Source organism: Kribbella sp. CA-293567, from assembly GCF_027627575.1.
Classification (GTDB): domain Bacteria; phylum Actinomycetota; class Actinomycetes; order Propionibacteriales; family Kribbellaceae; genus Kribbella.
In genome coordinates this window covers 4,938,346-4,951,438 of the sequence record NZ_CP114065.1, presented here as the reverse complement: position 1 = coordinate 4,951,438, position 13,093 = coordinate 4,938,346, and the positions used below count along the sequence as shown (strand labels likewise).

Below are 13,093 nucleotides of genomic sequence, written 5' to 3'. Positions count from 1 at the left end.
CTACCCGAAGCGTTTGGTCAGCAGGATCTGTACGTCGTCCAGGTAGCCGGCCCGGAAACCGGCCTCGGAGTAGGCCAGGTAGAACTCCCACATCCGGCGGAAGGTCGCGTCGAAGCCCAGTTCGGCGATGGCCGGCCAGTGCTCGATGAAGCGGTTGCGCCAGATCCGCAGGGTGCGGGCGTAGTCGGCGCCCATGTGCCGCAGTACCTCGGTCTGCAGGCCGGTGTGCTGCGCGGTGACCTGGTCGATCACCTGGACCGACGGGATCAGGCCGCCGGGGAAGATGTACTTCTGCACCCAGGTGAAGGTGTTGCGGGTGGCGAGCATCCGCTCGTGCGGCATCACGATCGCCTGGACGACGGCCTTGCCGCCCGGGGCCAGCCGCCGTTCGATCACGTCGAAGTACACCGGCCAGTACTTCTCGCCGACCGCCTCGATCATCTCCACGCTCAAGACCGCGTCGAAGACCCCGATCTGGTCGCGGTAGTCCCGCAGCGCGACCTGCACCCGGTCGCTGACCCCGGCGTCGGCGATCCGGCGCTGCGCCAGCAAGGCTTGCTGCGACGCGATGGTGATGGCGGTGACCCACGCGCCCCGCTGCGCCGCGCGGATCGCGAGGCTGGCCCAGCCGCAACCGATGTCGAGCACCCGCGAGCCGGAGGTGACGCCGGCCGCGTCCAGGATCGCGTCGAGCTTGCGCAGTTGCGCGCCCGAGAGTTCGTCGTACGACGCGGTCGCGAGGTCGGACTCGGGCTGCTGGTCGAACAGCGCCGCCGAGTAGGTCAGCGACGGGTCCAGGAACTGCGAGAACATCGCGTTGCTCAGGTCGTAGTGGCGGCTGATGTTCTCCCGGGCGCCGGCCCGGTCGTTCTCCTGCTCGCCCGGCTGCGTTCGGGTGACCAGCCAGCGCAGCGACTGGGCCCACTTCGGCAGCAGTTGCCGGTCCTGCTCGGAGTTGAACCGCTGAGCGAACGGCAGCAGCAGGTCGGCCAGGTCGGTCCCTGGCTCGGGGTCCCAGTCGCCGGCCAGGTAGGCCTCGCCGAACCCGGAGCCCGCGTCGGTGCCGAGCCGATCCAGGAACGGGCCCGAGCGGTGCACCAGCATGGCCGGTCCGCCCAGGCCGTAGCTGCGGTTGTCGAGCGTGATCGTGGCAGGCAGATCCCGCGCGATCAGCCGCAACGCGGTGAGCGCGCCGGCCCGGCGTACCGGGTTGGAGCGTGGCGGCGCCAGCGAAGGCCACGTCTCCACCGCAGGCTCGTGGACCGCGGTGTATAGATCCGTCATCTGTCTACCCCTGGTTCTGATCCCGTCCCTGGTCGCACCTTAAGGCCGGTGAACGGCCTGCGGGCGCGACACGAGGCACAGAAGTCCTCACGCCAGGGAAAACGGCCCTGGGGCCTGTCGCGTTACGGCGAGGTGGCTCAGCGGCCCTTCATCGCCTGCCGGGCGCCCTTCATGCTGGTCGGCACCGGGCCCTTCGGCATCGGCACCTGCGGGCGGACGGCGTCGAGCGCCTTCAGCCGCTGGAGCAGGTCGGTGATCTCCGACGGCTGCAGCGCCTGCGGCAGCTTCATCACGTGCTTGGTCAGCTTGCGGATGTCGATCTCGCCCTCGCCCTGACCGGCCATCACCTGGATCACCGGCGCGCCGCCGGCCACCCGGCTGTGCTTCTTGCCCTCGGCGGCGAGCAGGTTCTTGACCCGGCTGGCCTGGCCCTCGCCGACCAGCACGATGCCCGGACGGCCGACGACGCGGTGCACGATGTCGGCGTTCTTGGTCACCGCGACGGCCGGCGTCACGTTCCAGCCGCGGCGCAGGGTCTGCAGCGCCGAGGCGGCCGCACCGGCCTGGCCCTCGATCTGGCTGTACGCCGCCTTCTCGACCCGGCGGCCGAAGACGATCGTCGCGGCCAGGAAGCCGAGCGCGACGCCCAGCGGGATCCAGACCAGCAGCGGGCCGATGAACAGGCCGCCGGCGACGAACACCGCGACCACGCCGAGGAAGATCCCGGCCAGGATCAGTCCGATCCGGGGGTCGGACTTCTTGGTCAGCTGGTACGCCGACCGGATCTGCTTGAGCCGGCTGGTCTTCTCGGCGGGCGCGTCGTTCTTGGCCATCTCTACCTTTGTCCGTGTTTTCTGCGGTCCGGGCTAAGCATCCTGGGCAGTCGAGGTCATCCGCGACTCCACAGCCTGACGGTACAGCCGACCGGCCCGGTACGACGAACGCACCAGCGGACCGGACATGACTCCGGCGAAGCCGATCTCCTCGGCCTCCTCCTTCATCTCGACGAACTCCTCCGGCCGGACCCAGCGCTCGACCGGGTGGTGCCGCACCGACGGGCGCAGGTACTGGGTGATGGTGATGATCTCGCAGCCGGCCTCGTGCAGGTCGGTCAGCGCCTGGCTGACCTCCTCACGGGTCTCGCCCATGCCGAGGATCAGGTTGGACTTGGTCACCAGGCCGTAGTCGCGGGCCTGGGTGATCACGTCCAGCGACCGCTCGTAGCGGAAGCCGGGCCGGATCCGGCGGAAGATCCGCGGCACCGTCTCGATGTTGTGCGCGAACACCTCGGGGCGGGACGAGAACACCTCGGCCAGCTGCTCCGGTACGGCGTTGAAGTCGGGCGCGAGCATCTCCACGCCGGTGTCGGGGTTCAGCGCGTGGATCTGGCGGATCGTCTCGGCGTACAGCCAGGCGCCGCCGTCGTCCAGGTCGTCGCGGGCGACGCCGGTCACGGTCGCGTAGCGCAGACCCATCTTGACCACCGACTCGGCGACCCGGCGGGGCTCGTCGCGGTCCAGGTCCTGTGGCTTGCCGGTGTCGATCTGGCAGAAGTCACAGCGCCGGGTGCACTGGTCGCCACCGATCAGGAAGGTGGCCTCGCGGTCTTCCCAGCACTCGAAGATGTTCGGGCAGCCCGCTTCCTGACACACCGTGTGCAGGTCCTCGGACTTCACCAGCTTCTGCAGCTTCTGGTATTCCGGGCCCATCTTGGCGCGGGTCTTGATCCACTCGGGTTTGCGCTCGATCGGGGTCGCCGCGTTGCGCACTTCGAGTCTGAGTAGTTTCCGTCCTTCTGGAACGATCGTCACGCCGACCAGAGTACGCCGCGCCCCCGGGCCGCTGCCCAGCCCACCCGTAGGCTGGGCAACCATGTCCACCTCGCAGCCGCGAGCTTTACCGCGGCCCACCGCGACACCGGCTGCCGAGCCTGTGACGAACACCACCGGCTGGCGGCGGCCCGGACCCACCCGGCGTGAGCTCCGCCAGGACGTTTTCCTCGGTCTCGGGATGGCGCTGGCCGGTGTCGTCGGCACCGACCTGGCCCGTAGTACCGCCGCGATGCCGGTCGACCTGGGGATCGGCGGGATCGAGACCTATCTGCTGAGCGCGGCCGTCGCGCTGCCACTGTGCCTGCGGCGGCGGTTCCCGCTGACCGTGCTGGTGGTCGTCTCGGTGCTCTTCTTCGTCAACGGGGAACGCAACACGTTCTCCTTCGCCGGCAACCTGGTCACCCAGGCGACCCAGTTCATGGCGATCTACGCGGCGGTGGCCTGGGCGCGGGACCGGCGCCGGATGAAGCTCGTGATGGTGCTCGTGTTCGCGGGGATGTTCGGCTGGCTGGCGCACGGCTTCGTCGAGGCCCTGGCCGACGACGCGATCAAGGGACCGGGCGGCGGGGTGCTGTCGCCGTACGTGTCCTTCGTGCTGCTGAACTTCGCGCTCAACGTCCTCTACTTCTTCGGCGCCTACTTCTGGGGCCGTACGGCTTGGCGCACCGCCCGGCAGCGGCACGAGCTGGAGCAGCAGGCCACCGAGCTGGCCACCCAGCAGCAGGCGAACGCCCGGCGGGCCGTGATCGACGAGCGGCTGCGGATCTCGCGGGAGCTGCACGACGTGGTCGCGCACCACATCAGCAGCATCGGCGTCCAGGCGGGTGGCGCGCGGCGGGTGATGGAGAAGGACCCGGCGGCCGCGAAGAACGCGCTCAGCGTGATCGAGAACTCCAGCCGGACCGCGGTCAACGAGATGCGCCAGTTGCTCGGCATGCTCCGGGCCGCCGATCCCGAGCTGGACGACGATCTCGGGATGCCCGCGATCAAGGCTCCGCAGGCCGGCGCCGATCGGCTGCCGGCCCTGGTGCAGAGCGCGAACGGTGAGGGGCTGTCGGTCGGATTCCACCAGATCGGCCAGCCGGTGACGCTGCCGGAGACCGTCTCGGTGTCGGTCTACCGGATCGTGCAGGAGGCACTGACCAACGTCAGGCGGCACTCCACCGCCCGGGCCGCGCACGTCACGCTGCGCTATCTCGCCGGTACCGCCGTCGAGATCGAGGTGATCGACGACGGCCGGCCCAAACACGCTCCGGTCGGCAGCCGGCTCGGTCACGTCGGGATCCGTGAGAGGGTCGGCCTGCTCGGCGGCGAGAGCGAGATCGGTCCACGTCCGGTCGGCGGCTTCCGGGTCCGCGCCCGGATCCCGCTGCAGCCCACGCCGGCCCCGGCGACGCCCGAAGGAGAACCCCCAGCATGAGTGAGCCCGGTACGCCGATGCGCGTCCTGCTCGTCGACGACCAGGACCTGGTCCGGGCCGGATTCCGGATGATCCTGTCGGTGGAGCCCGAGATCGAGGTGATCGGCGAGGCCGCCGACGGCGAGAAGGCGGTCGAGCTCGCGCTGGAGCTGCGGCCGGACGTCGTCCTGATGGACGTCCAGATGCCCGGCCTCGACGGCATCGCCGCGACCCAGCGGATCGTCGCCGCGGACGCCGGCAAGGTGGTGATCCTGACCACCTTCGACCGCGACGACTACCTGTTCGAGTCCCTGGGCGCGGGGGCCAGCGGCTTCCTGCTGAAGAACACCGCTCCCGAGGACCTGGTCGAGGCGATCCAGGTGGTGCACTCCGGCCACGCCCTGCTGGCCCCCGAGGTGACCCGCCGGGTGATCAAGCGGTTCACCGGCGGCGGCGAGCGCGTCTACCGGCCCGACCTGGTCGCCGACCTGACCGACCGCGAACGTGAGGTGCTCGGCCTGATCGCGCGCGGCCTGACCAACACCGAGATCGCCACCTCCCTGTTCGTCGGCGAAGCGACGGTCAAGACCCACGTCTCCCGGGTGCTGCTCAAACTCGGCCTGCGCGACCGCGTCCAGGCCGTCGTGTTCGCCTACGAGTGCGGCCTCGTCGTACCGGGGGACGAGCACTGACCTCCGCCCGGCGGGGCGGTTGGTCCCCCGTGCGGATGACACCGGCGATCACTCTGCGGGGCGACGTACTACGGCGTACCGGATCGCTAGCGTGGTGGCTACTCCCCGAGCTGGGAGCGGATCGGGTGACCGCCCGGTTCTGGGGGCCGGAGCAGTAGAGGAACGGTGAACGGGATGCTGAGCGTGGCTGGGTTGACCCGGCGGTTCGGTGATCACCTCGCGCTGGACGACGTCAGCTTCGACGTACGCCCGGGTCGGATGACCGGGTTCGTCGGCGCGAACGGGGCCGGCAAGACGACGACGATGCGGATCATTCTGGGGGTGCTCGCGCCCACTGCCGGCGCGGTCACCTGGAACGGTCAGCCGTTGTCGGCGAAGGTGCGCCAGGACTTCGGTTACATGCCGGAGGAGCGTGGGCTCTACCCGAAGATGAAGATCCGCGACCAGCTGGTCTTCTTCGGCCGGCTGCACGGACTGAGCACCGCCCGCGCGGCCGAGCGGACCGACAAGATCCTGAACCAGCTCGGCCTGACCGAGCGCGCGACGGACACGCTGGAGACGCTCTCGCTCGGCAACCAGCAGCGGGTCCAGATCGCCGCGGCGCTGGTGCACGAGCCGATCGCGCTGGTGATGGACGAGCCGTTCAGCGGCCTCGACCCGCTGGCCGTCGACGCGATGGTCGACCTGCTGCGCGACGAGGTCACGCCGGAGGTGCCGGTGCTGTTCTCCAGCCACCAGCTGGAGCTGGTCGAACGCCTGTGTGACGACCTGATCGTGCTGTCCCGCGGCAAGGTCGTTGCCGCGGGCCCGGTGGCCGAGCTGGCCGCCGGAACCACCACGACGTACCGGCTGGTGGTCGATGGTGACGCGGGCTGGCTGCGCGACGTCCGCGGGATCAAGGTCCGTGACGTGGCCGGCGCGACGGCGCTGTTCGACATCGACTCCGCCGATGATGGGGGCCTTGTGCAACAGATTCTGCAGCAGGCGATGAGCCGGGGCCCGGTGCTCGCCTTCGGGCCCGAGCGGCAGGCACTCAGCGACGTCTTCCGGGAGGCGACCCGATGAACAACGACACTCTGCGACGCCCGTGGCAACTGGTGGCCGAGCGTGAGATCAGCACCAAGATCCGCGACAAGACCTTTCTCGGTTCGACGGCGTTCATGCTGTTCGTGGTGGTCGCGGCGATCTTCCTGCCCGCGCTGATCGGTGGCGGCGGACCGGACAAGGTCGCGGTGATCGACGACGCCGGGGCCAAGGTGGTCCAGGTCGCCGACTCGATCAACGGTGGCGACACCTTCGAGGTCACCCGTACGGCGGATGTCGCGGCGGCCGAGCAACTCGTCCGGGACGGCGAGGTGGAGGCCGCGCTGCTGCCCGGCAAGGACGGGTTCGAAGTACTGGGCAAGCAGCGGCTCGACTCCGACCTGCAGACCAGCCTGCGAGAGGCCGCGGTCAACCTGGGAATGGAGCAGAACGCGGCGCGGGCCGGGCTGACGCCCGAACAGTTGCGGGCCGGAACGCTGCTGCAGGAGCGGTTGCTCGACCCCGGACCGTTGCCCGAGGCGGTGGCGGGCTTCGTCAACGTCGGGCTCGCGCTGGTCTTCTACGTCACCGCGCTCAGCTTCGGCATGATGATCGCGCAGAGCGTCGTACAGGAGAAGGAGAGCCGGGTGGTCGAGATCCTGGCCGCCGCGATCCCGATCCGGGCGCTGTTGTGGGGCAAGGTGATCGGCAACACGGTGCTCGCGCTCGGCCAGATCGTGGCGCTCGCGGCGGTCGGCCTGATCGGCCTGGCGGTGACCGGGAAGGGCGACATCCTCGAGGTGGTCGCACCGGTGGCAGGCTGGTTCATCCTGTTCTTCGTGCTCGGCTTCGTCGCGCTGGCCGGACTCTGGGCGGTGGCCGGCTCGCTGGCCACCCGGCAGGAGGATCTCGGCTCGACCACGCTGCCGGGGCAGATGATCCTGATGATCCCGTTCTTCTTCTCCGTCTTCGCCGGCGCCGGAGCCAAGACGGTGGCCTCGTTCGTCCCGATCGCGTCGTCGATGGCGATGCCGGGGCGGATGCTGACCGAGAACGTGCCGCTGTGGCAACCACTGGCGGCGGTCGCGATCCTGATCCTGGCCACGGTGCTGATCATCCGGCTGGGAGCGCGGCTGTACGAGCGGACGTTGCTGCAGACCGGGCGGAAACTCGGTTACCGAGAGGCGATCTCGCTCAAGGCGTTCTGACTTATCGTGAGAATGCGACGAGTGTTACATCTTTTTTGCACCCTGTGACGAGATCGCAACACGCGACGACTGTGACCGTAGGCCGGAACTGGACTACGGTCACAACGCATGAACGTCGAGCTGCGCCACCTGCGGGTGGTGGTCCTGGTGGCAGAAGCGGGGTCCGTCGGTCGGGCCGCCCGCTGGCTGAAGGTGAGCCAGCCGAGCCTGACCGCGCAGCTCAAGCGGATCGAGTCGGCGTTCGGCGGTGAGCTGTTCGAGCGCTCCCGCACCGGCGTCACCCCGACCGCACTGGGCCGGTACGCCGTGGACCGGGCCCGCGCGATCCTGGTCGACGTGGACCACCTGTCCGCGACGGTCTCGGCGATGACCGCGGTCGAGTCGAGCGCCGTCCGGCTGGGTGGGTTCCCGACCGCGCCGATGTCGGGGATCGCCAGCCGGCTGCGCGATCACGGCGACATCGAGCAGGTCAGCATCGAGGTCGAGTGGGCCACCAGCGTGCTGCTGCAGCAGCTGGAGAGCGGCCGGCTCGACTTCGCCCTGCTGCGGGAGTTCCCGGGCTTCGAGCTGCGGCTGCCGAGCGGGGTCGAGGCGTGCACCATCGTCGAGTCCGAGTCGGCGTACGTCGTACTGGCGGCTGATCATCCGATCGCGCTGGCGACCCGGCACCGCGGTGACATCGAGCTGTCGACGCTGTCCGGCGAGGAGTGGATCGGTGAGCCGCCGGACGACAGCGGCTTCCACGTGCTGTTTCGGGCAGCCTGCGAACAGGCTGGCTTCCAGCCGAAGATCGAGCACCACTCGGTGGACACCTCGGTGCTGATGGGGTTCGTCACCAGCGGCCAGGGCGTCGCGCTGATCTCGCCCACGTCGTACCGGATGCTGTCCAGCGACGTCACCACCCGGCCGTTGGCCGGTGACCCGATCCACCGCCGCCTGATGCTTGCCTGGAACACCGAGTCACCGCGGGCGCAGATGGCCGCCGACGTGTGCCAGATGGCCGTCCACGCCTACGACGAGGCGTTCGCCGAGCACGCGCGCTGGGGCCAGCACCAGCGGATGCACGTCGCCTAGCTGCTGTTGCCCGATGCCCGGGCACGAGAAAGGAGCCCCCGCAGTTGCGAGGGCTCCTTTTTCGTGAACTCAGTTGCCGCCGGGGCGGAAGTGGCCGGGGAGCTCCATCCGCGGGGAGGGGTGCTCGGTCGGGCTCTCGAAAGCTCCGATGAAGAACTCGCCGGTGTCGTCGACGTCCGGCGGGTCCATCCGTTCGCGGTACTGCTGGCCCATCTCTTCCTTGCGGTGCAGTCCGTGCTGCGGTGCCTGCGGTGCCGGCGCTTGCGGTGTGGCGACCTTCGAGGTCTGCGGACGACTCACCGGCACTGCCTGGGTGGCCTCGGCATCGTTCTTCGCCCGCGAGATCCGGCCCGACGTCTCCTGGTCGAACACCTCGGCCGGCAACAATTCCTGATCGAACAGCTCAGGAGTCGCTGCGTGCGCCCCGAACGCTGTTTGCGTGCCAACCGCTCCGAACGCCGCTGTGGCCGCTCCAGGCGCTCCAAGGGCTGAGGCCTGCGACCCGCCGTGCGCGGATGCCTTCGGTGCGTCGGGTGCTTGCGGCGCAGCCTTCGTCGCCTCCGGACGGGTCACCGGCACCGCCTGCGTGGCCTCGCCCTCATCTTCAAGCTCGGCGGCCGGGTGAGGCGCTCCACCACGCTGCGGCTCAGGAGCCTGCGGCGCGGGTGGCGGGGGAGTAGCAGGCGCCTGCGGAACGGACGGCGGGGGAGTAACAGGCGCGGGCGGCGGAGGAGTAGGCGTCTGCGGCGCGGCCGTCTGGGGAGCAACCTCAGCCGCTCGCGGTGCGACAGGTTCGGGAGCGACTTCAGCCGCTTGCGGCGCGGCCGTCTCGGGAGCAACCTCAGCCGCTCGCGGCGCGGACGCTTCCGGAGCAAGCTCCGCCGAATGCGCACCCGACGTACGCGGTGCAGCAGCTTCCGGCCGACTCACCGGCATTGCCTGCGTAGCCTCGCCGCCATCGTCCTTCTGCGTCTCACCAACAGGCGCTGCATGCTGCGCAGTCTCGGCAGCCGAAGTCCCCTGCCAGAAAGCGCCCGCCGCTTCATCCACGGCAGGCTGCGGAGCGGCAGCGCTCTGCGCTCCACCAACCGCCGCCTCCGGCGCTACAACGCCCTGCTGACTCCCAGCCACTCGCGGGGCAACAGGCTTGGCGGCCTCCGGCTCAGGCACCGGAACCGGCTGCGTGGCCTCGCCACCATCCACCGCGTACCCCGCACTGGCCGTCGAGCCCTTCTGCGCTTCGCTGCTCTGCGTCACCGGCGACTCAACACTCTCCGGCTTCACCGGCTCATCGACCGGCACCTGCTGCGCAGCGGCTTCCTGCGAGGCGACCGGCACTTGCTGCGTGGCGTCACCATCGCGCTGCTTCTCTTCAACACCTTCGCCCCGCGTCTCAACCTGCGGGGAGGAGGCAACTACCGTCTCATCACGATCAGCGTCGGTCTTCTCACCAGCCGGAACCAGCACGGTCTGATCGGAATCCGTGGGCACGAGAACCGTCTCGTCGCCACCCCGTCGCTCGTTCTCGCGCGTCTCGTCCCGCTGCTCGGCGGACGGCGCCGCCATCGTCGCCGGGTCGAACTGCGCGGTCTGCTCGTCCGCCTGGTTCCGCGGGGTGAACGGCGTCTGCGCAGGTTCGTCGTCGAACAGGTCGTCGTAGTTGCTGTTCCCGAAGTTGCTGCCGAACCGGTTGTCGGGCGAATAGTCGCCCTCGGCAACCGGATACGCCGGTGCTGCAGCGGCCGCGGCAGCGGGCGGCGCAGGCATCTGCTGTGCCTCGACCGCGGCCTCCTGCTCACGCTGCAGGCGATCCGCCTCGGCGCGCTGACGCCGCCGCCGTTGCACCGACCGCACGATCGACTGGATCGCGAAGATCAGCGAGATCACCGCCAGGATCGGCACCACGCCGTTCAGCGTGTACTGCTTGATCCCGTCGATCATCCCCGTCGTCATCCCCGGGACGTCGTTCAGGAAGTTCGTCATCCGGTTGGGGATCCAGTGCACGGTGTAGATCATCGCGCCGAAGGTCAGCGCCGCACCGAGTGCCGCGGCACCGGAGAAGTACGACGCCACGGTCCAGAAGATCAGCGCACCGATGCCGTAGGCAAGCGCCATCTCCTTCGCGTTCAGCTGGATACCGCCGTCCGCCGCGAGCACACCGAACATCGCCGGTCCGACGAGCGCTACCGCGATGCCAAGGAGGAAGCCGAGAAGTTTGGACACATCCCCACCGTAGCGACGATCACGCTCCGCACAGCGACGACACTTCGCTCAATCTTTACGTCTCGGCCCCGAGAGGTCAGACGGTGAGCCCGTAGGTGATACCGGCCGGTGCCGGGTCTTCCTCGTGCTCGAGGTCGGGGCTGCGCTGGTAGTCCTGCCACGACAGCAGGACGTCGAGATGCCGTCGTACGGGCTCGAGGACCTCGGCGATCGAGACGTCCCGGCCGAGCTCCCTGGACAGCGTCGTGACGTCGGCGTCGGAGATCCCGCACGGCACGATCCGGTCGAACCAGGTCAGGTCGTTGTCGCAGTTCAGTGCGAAACCGTGCATGGTCACACCCTGCGACACCCGGATCCCGATCGCTGCGATCTTCCGCTCGCGGCCACGCTCGTCCGCGGGCACCCAGACGCCGCTGCGGCCCTTGACGCGTCCGCTCCGGACCCCGAGCTCGGCGCAGACCGCGATCAGCGCCTCTTCCAGCCGGCGCACGTAGTCCACGACGTACACGTGCGAGGCGAGCTTCATGATCGGGTAGCCGACCAGTTGGCCGGGGCCGTGCCAGGTGATCTTGCCGCCGCGGTCGACGTCGACCACCGGCGTACCGTCGAGGGGGCGCTCGTGGGGCTCGGTGCGCTTGCCTGCCGTGTAGACCGGCGGGTGCTCGAGCAAGATGACCGTGTCGGGTCCGGTGCCCTCGGCAACCTGCGCGTGCAGGCGCCGCTGCTCGGCCCAGGCCTGCTCGTAGTCCACCGCGTCGGCGCCGAAGCCGGCCTCCACATACTCGATCGCACTCACGTCTTCGAGTGTAGGCCGCCCGCTCGGAAGCCGTTCGCCGCCATCCACAGGACCCCGGCCGAACCGGGGCTGTGGATAACTTCCGGACCGCCGGCGCCGATCCGGGCACTCTCTTGGGTATGGCACACGACATCTCCGGCTACAGCCTGCGCCGGGGGCTCGGGTCCGGATCGGCCGGCACCGTCTGGCTCCTCCGGGACCTGGCCACCGGGCGGCACGCTGTGCTCAAACGCATCCCGAAATCCGCCATCCCGCAGCCGACGGAGTTCCTGGCCGACCTCGAACTGGCCCGTACCCTCGACCATCCTCACCTCGCCCGCCTGCTGGAGCTCCGCGAGTCCGACCGCGAGTGGCTCCTCTTCAGTCAGTACGTCGCCGCAGGCACCCTCACGTCACTCCTGGAGCGCAGAGGAACCCTCTCCCCAGGCGAACTGGTCACGCTCATCAGCCCACTGGCCCAAGCCTTGGCCGTGCTTCACCGCGCCGGCCTTCCGCATGGCCAACTGACCACCGACAACATCATGTTCGACGCCGACGGCCGCCCAGTCATCACCGACCCCGGCCTCCGCACCCTGGCCCCACCCACCACCCCCGAAGCCGACCTCCAAGCCCTCGCCACCATCGCCCAAACCGCAGGCAGCACCCCCAAAACCCTCCCCGCGTCCCTGTTCACCACCCCCGACCACCTGGCCCACCAATCTCTCCACCAGACAACCCCCCTCCCCATAGACCTCGGCTTCACCCACGCCAGCCCCACCACCCCCACACCCGTTCCACCCACCAACCCCGTTTCGCGGAGCGTCTCCACACCCGCGTCCGTTCCACCGAGCGACTCCACGCTGCCATCGGTTTCGCCTGGCGTCTCCACACCGGCATCCGTTTCACCGAGCGCCTCCACACCCGCACCCGGTTCGCCGACCAGTTTCACCTCCACGCCTAGGCCCATCACCAGATCGCCTTTCAGCCTCACCCGTAGGCCCATCACCACGTCGCCTTTCAGCCGCATGCCCAGGCCCACCACCTCTCCGGCGTCCACCAACGCGTCTGCCATCCCATCCACCTCCGGCGACAGACGTCCGAGCACCCCAAGCCGACCCGCGGCCGAGGCCCCGACCGCCGCAGGCCACCCCTTCGGCCGCATCTCGCCGACACCCGCCTCCGCCTCGCAGACCAAGCGGACCGACCCAGACCCAAGCTCATCCCGCACCCACGAACCGCCAACCCAAAGCACCGCAGGTTCAACTCGATCGCCGTCAAGCCCGCGCAACAGCGTCCGCCTATCCCGCCCCACGCACCGCAGATCACCCACCCGCCGATCCAGCCGCCGAACCGCCCGCTCACCCCACAGCCGCGGCACCCATCAACCAATCACCCAAGCCGTACGACGATTCCTGACCACCAAACGCGCCGCGTACGGAATCCTCGCCGCCTGCGGAGCCGGCGCACTGGCGACCCTCGCGATCGGCTTGATCATCCTCGGCGTCCTGGGCCAGCCACCCAACAGCTCCGCAGCCGCTACAGACCAAACCACGTCCACTCACGACCCCACCCCAACCGGCACG

11 protein-coding genes and 1 pseudogene are annotated in these 13,093 nt (G+C 69.4%); 6 read left to right on the top strand and 6 right to left on the bottom strand.

The window, feature by feature from the left end:
- The 3 genes from OX958_RS22605 to lipA all read right to left on the bottom strand — a co-directional run bounded on the left by OX958_RS22605 (position 1) and on the right by lipA (position 3,095).
- Positions 1-1,284, bottom strand: coding sequence for an SAM-dependent methyltransferase (locus OX958_RS22605; protein WP_270131182.1), 1,284 nt, complete (start codon positions 1,282-1,284; stop codon positions 1-3).
- Positions 1,285-1,421: 137 nt separating this feature from the next.
- Positions 1,422-2,117, bottom strand: a complete 696-nt coding sequence (locus OX958_RS22600; protein ID WP_270131181.1) for a DUF4191 domain-containing protein — start codon at positions 2,115-2,117, stop codon at positions 1,422-1,424.
- Positions 2,118-2,150: 33 nt separating this feature from the next.
- On the bottom strand, positions 2,151-3,095 hold the full coding sequence (lipA, locus tag OX958_RS22595) for a lipoyl synthase (protein ID WP_270131180.1): 945 nt from the start codon (positions 3,093-3,095) through the stop codon (positions 2,151-2,153).
- Positions 3,096-3,156: 61 nt separating this feature from the next.
- Between lipA and OX958_RS22590 the strand changes: the two genes are divergently transcribed.
- From OX958_RS22590 to OX958_RS22570, 5 genes are all read left to right on the top strand, one after another.
- Positions 3,157-4,536, top strand: a complete 1,380-nt coding sequence (locus OX958_RS22590; protein ID WP_270131179.1) for a sensor histidine kinase — start codon at positions 3,157-3,159, stop codon at positions 4,534-4,536.
- The gene (locus tag OX958_RS22585; RefSeq protein WP_270131178.1) at positions 4,533-5,207 is read left to right on the top strand and encodes a response regulator; all 675 of its coding nucleotides are present in this window, start codon (positions 4,533-4,535) and stop codon (positions 5,205-5,207) included. Before OX958_RS22590 ends, OX958_RS22585 begins: the two co-directional genes overlap by 4 nt.
- 174 nt (positions 5,208-5,381) lie before the next feature.
- A complete protein-coding gene (locus OX958_RS22580) occupies positions 5,382-6,272 on the top strand; it encodes an ABC transporter ATP-binding protein (protein ID WP_270131177.1) in 891 nt (296 codons plus the stop codon).
- A complete protein-coding gene (locus tag OX958_RS22575; protein WP_270131176.1) occupies positions 6,269-7,438 on the top strand; it encodes an ABC transporter permease in 1,170 nt (389 codons plus the stop codon). The genes OX958_RS22580 and OX958_RS22575 overlap by 4 nt, the downstream gene beginning before the upstream one ends.
- 108 nt (positions 7,439-7,546) lie before the next feature.
- Positions 7,547-8,512 carry a LysR family transcriptional regulator gene (locus tag OX958_RS22570; protein ID WP_270131175.1) on the top strand — a complete coding sequence of 322 codons (966 nt, stop codon included), beginning with the start codon at positions 7,547-7,549 and terminating at the stop codon, positions 8,510-8,512.
- Between the two features lie 69 nt (positions 8,513-8,581).
- Here the strand turns inward: OX958_RS22570 and OX958_RS22565 are convergent, their stop codons facing one another.
- Both OX958_RS22565 and lipB read right to left on the bottom strand, forming a co-directional pair.
- The gene (locus tag OX958_RS22565) at positions 8,582-10,735 is read right to left on the bottom strand and encodes a hypothetical protein (protein WP_270131174.1); all 2,154 of its coding nucleotides are present in this window, start codon (positions 10,733-10,735) and stop codon (positions 8,582-8,584) included.
- Between the two features lie 76 nt (positions 10,736-10,811).
- On the bottom strand, positions 10,812-11,531 hold the full coding sequence (gene lipB, locus OX958_RS22560) for a lipoyl(octanoyl) transferase LipB (RefSeq protein ID WP_270131173.1): 720 nt from the start codon (positions 11,529-11,531) through the stop codon (positions 10,812-10,814).
- A gap of 119 nt (positions 11,532-11,650) precedes the next feature.
- Between lipB and OX958_RS35385 the strand changes: the two are divergent.
- Positions 11,651-12,049 (top strand): annotated as a pseudogene (locus tag OX958_RS35385) (protein kinase domain-containing protein); the annotation flags it as partial.
- Here OX958_RS35385 and OX958_RS22555 read toward each other — a convergent pair.
- Positions 12,007-12,582 (bottom strand): hypothetical protein, encoded by a 576-nt coding sequence (locus tag OX958_RS22555; protein ID WP_270131172.1) that lies wholly within the window; start codon positions 12,580-12,582, stop codon positions 12,007-12,009. The pseudogene OX958_RS35385 and the gene OX958_RS22555 overlap by 43 nt on opposite strands.
- Positions 12,583-13,093 lie beyond the last annotated feature (511 nt).

Bases quoted from the DNA above. Each gene is read 5' to 3' on its own strand.
- OX958_RS22605 (WP_270131182.1), bottom strand. From the start codon at position 1,284: ATGACGGATCTATACACCGCGGTCCACGAGCCTGCGGTGGAGACGTGG.
- OX958_RS22600 (WP_270131181.1), bottom strand. From the start codon at position 2,117: ATGGCCAAGAACGACGCGCCCGCCGAGAAGACCAGCCGGCTCAAGCAG.
- OX958_RS22590 (WP_270131179.1), top strand. From the start codon at position 3,157: ATGTCCACCTCGCAGCCGCGAGCTTTACCGCGGCCCACCGCGACACCG.
- OX958_RS22585 (WP_270131178.1), top strand. From the start codon at position 4,533: ATGAGTGAGCCCGGTACGCCGATGCGCGTCCTGCTCGTCGACGACCAG.
- OX958_RS22580 (WP_270131177.1), top strand. From the start codon at position 5,382: ATGCTGAGCGTGGCTGGGTTGACCCGGCGGTTCGGTGATCACCTCGCG.
- OX958_RS22575 (WP_270131176.1), top strand. From the start codon at position 6,269: ATGAACAACGACACTCTGCGACGCCCGTGGCAACTGGTGGCCGAGCGT.
- OX958_RS22570 (WP_270131175.1), top strand. From the start codon at position 7,547: ATGAACGTCGAGCTGCGCCACCTGCGGGTGGTGGTCCTGGTGGCAGAA.
- OX958_RS22555 (WP_270131172.1), bottom strand. From the start codon at position 12,582: ATGGCAGACGCGTTGGTGGACGCCGGAGAGGTGGTGGGCCTGGGCATG.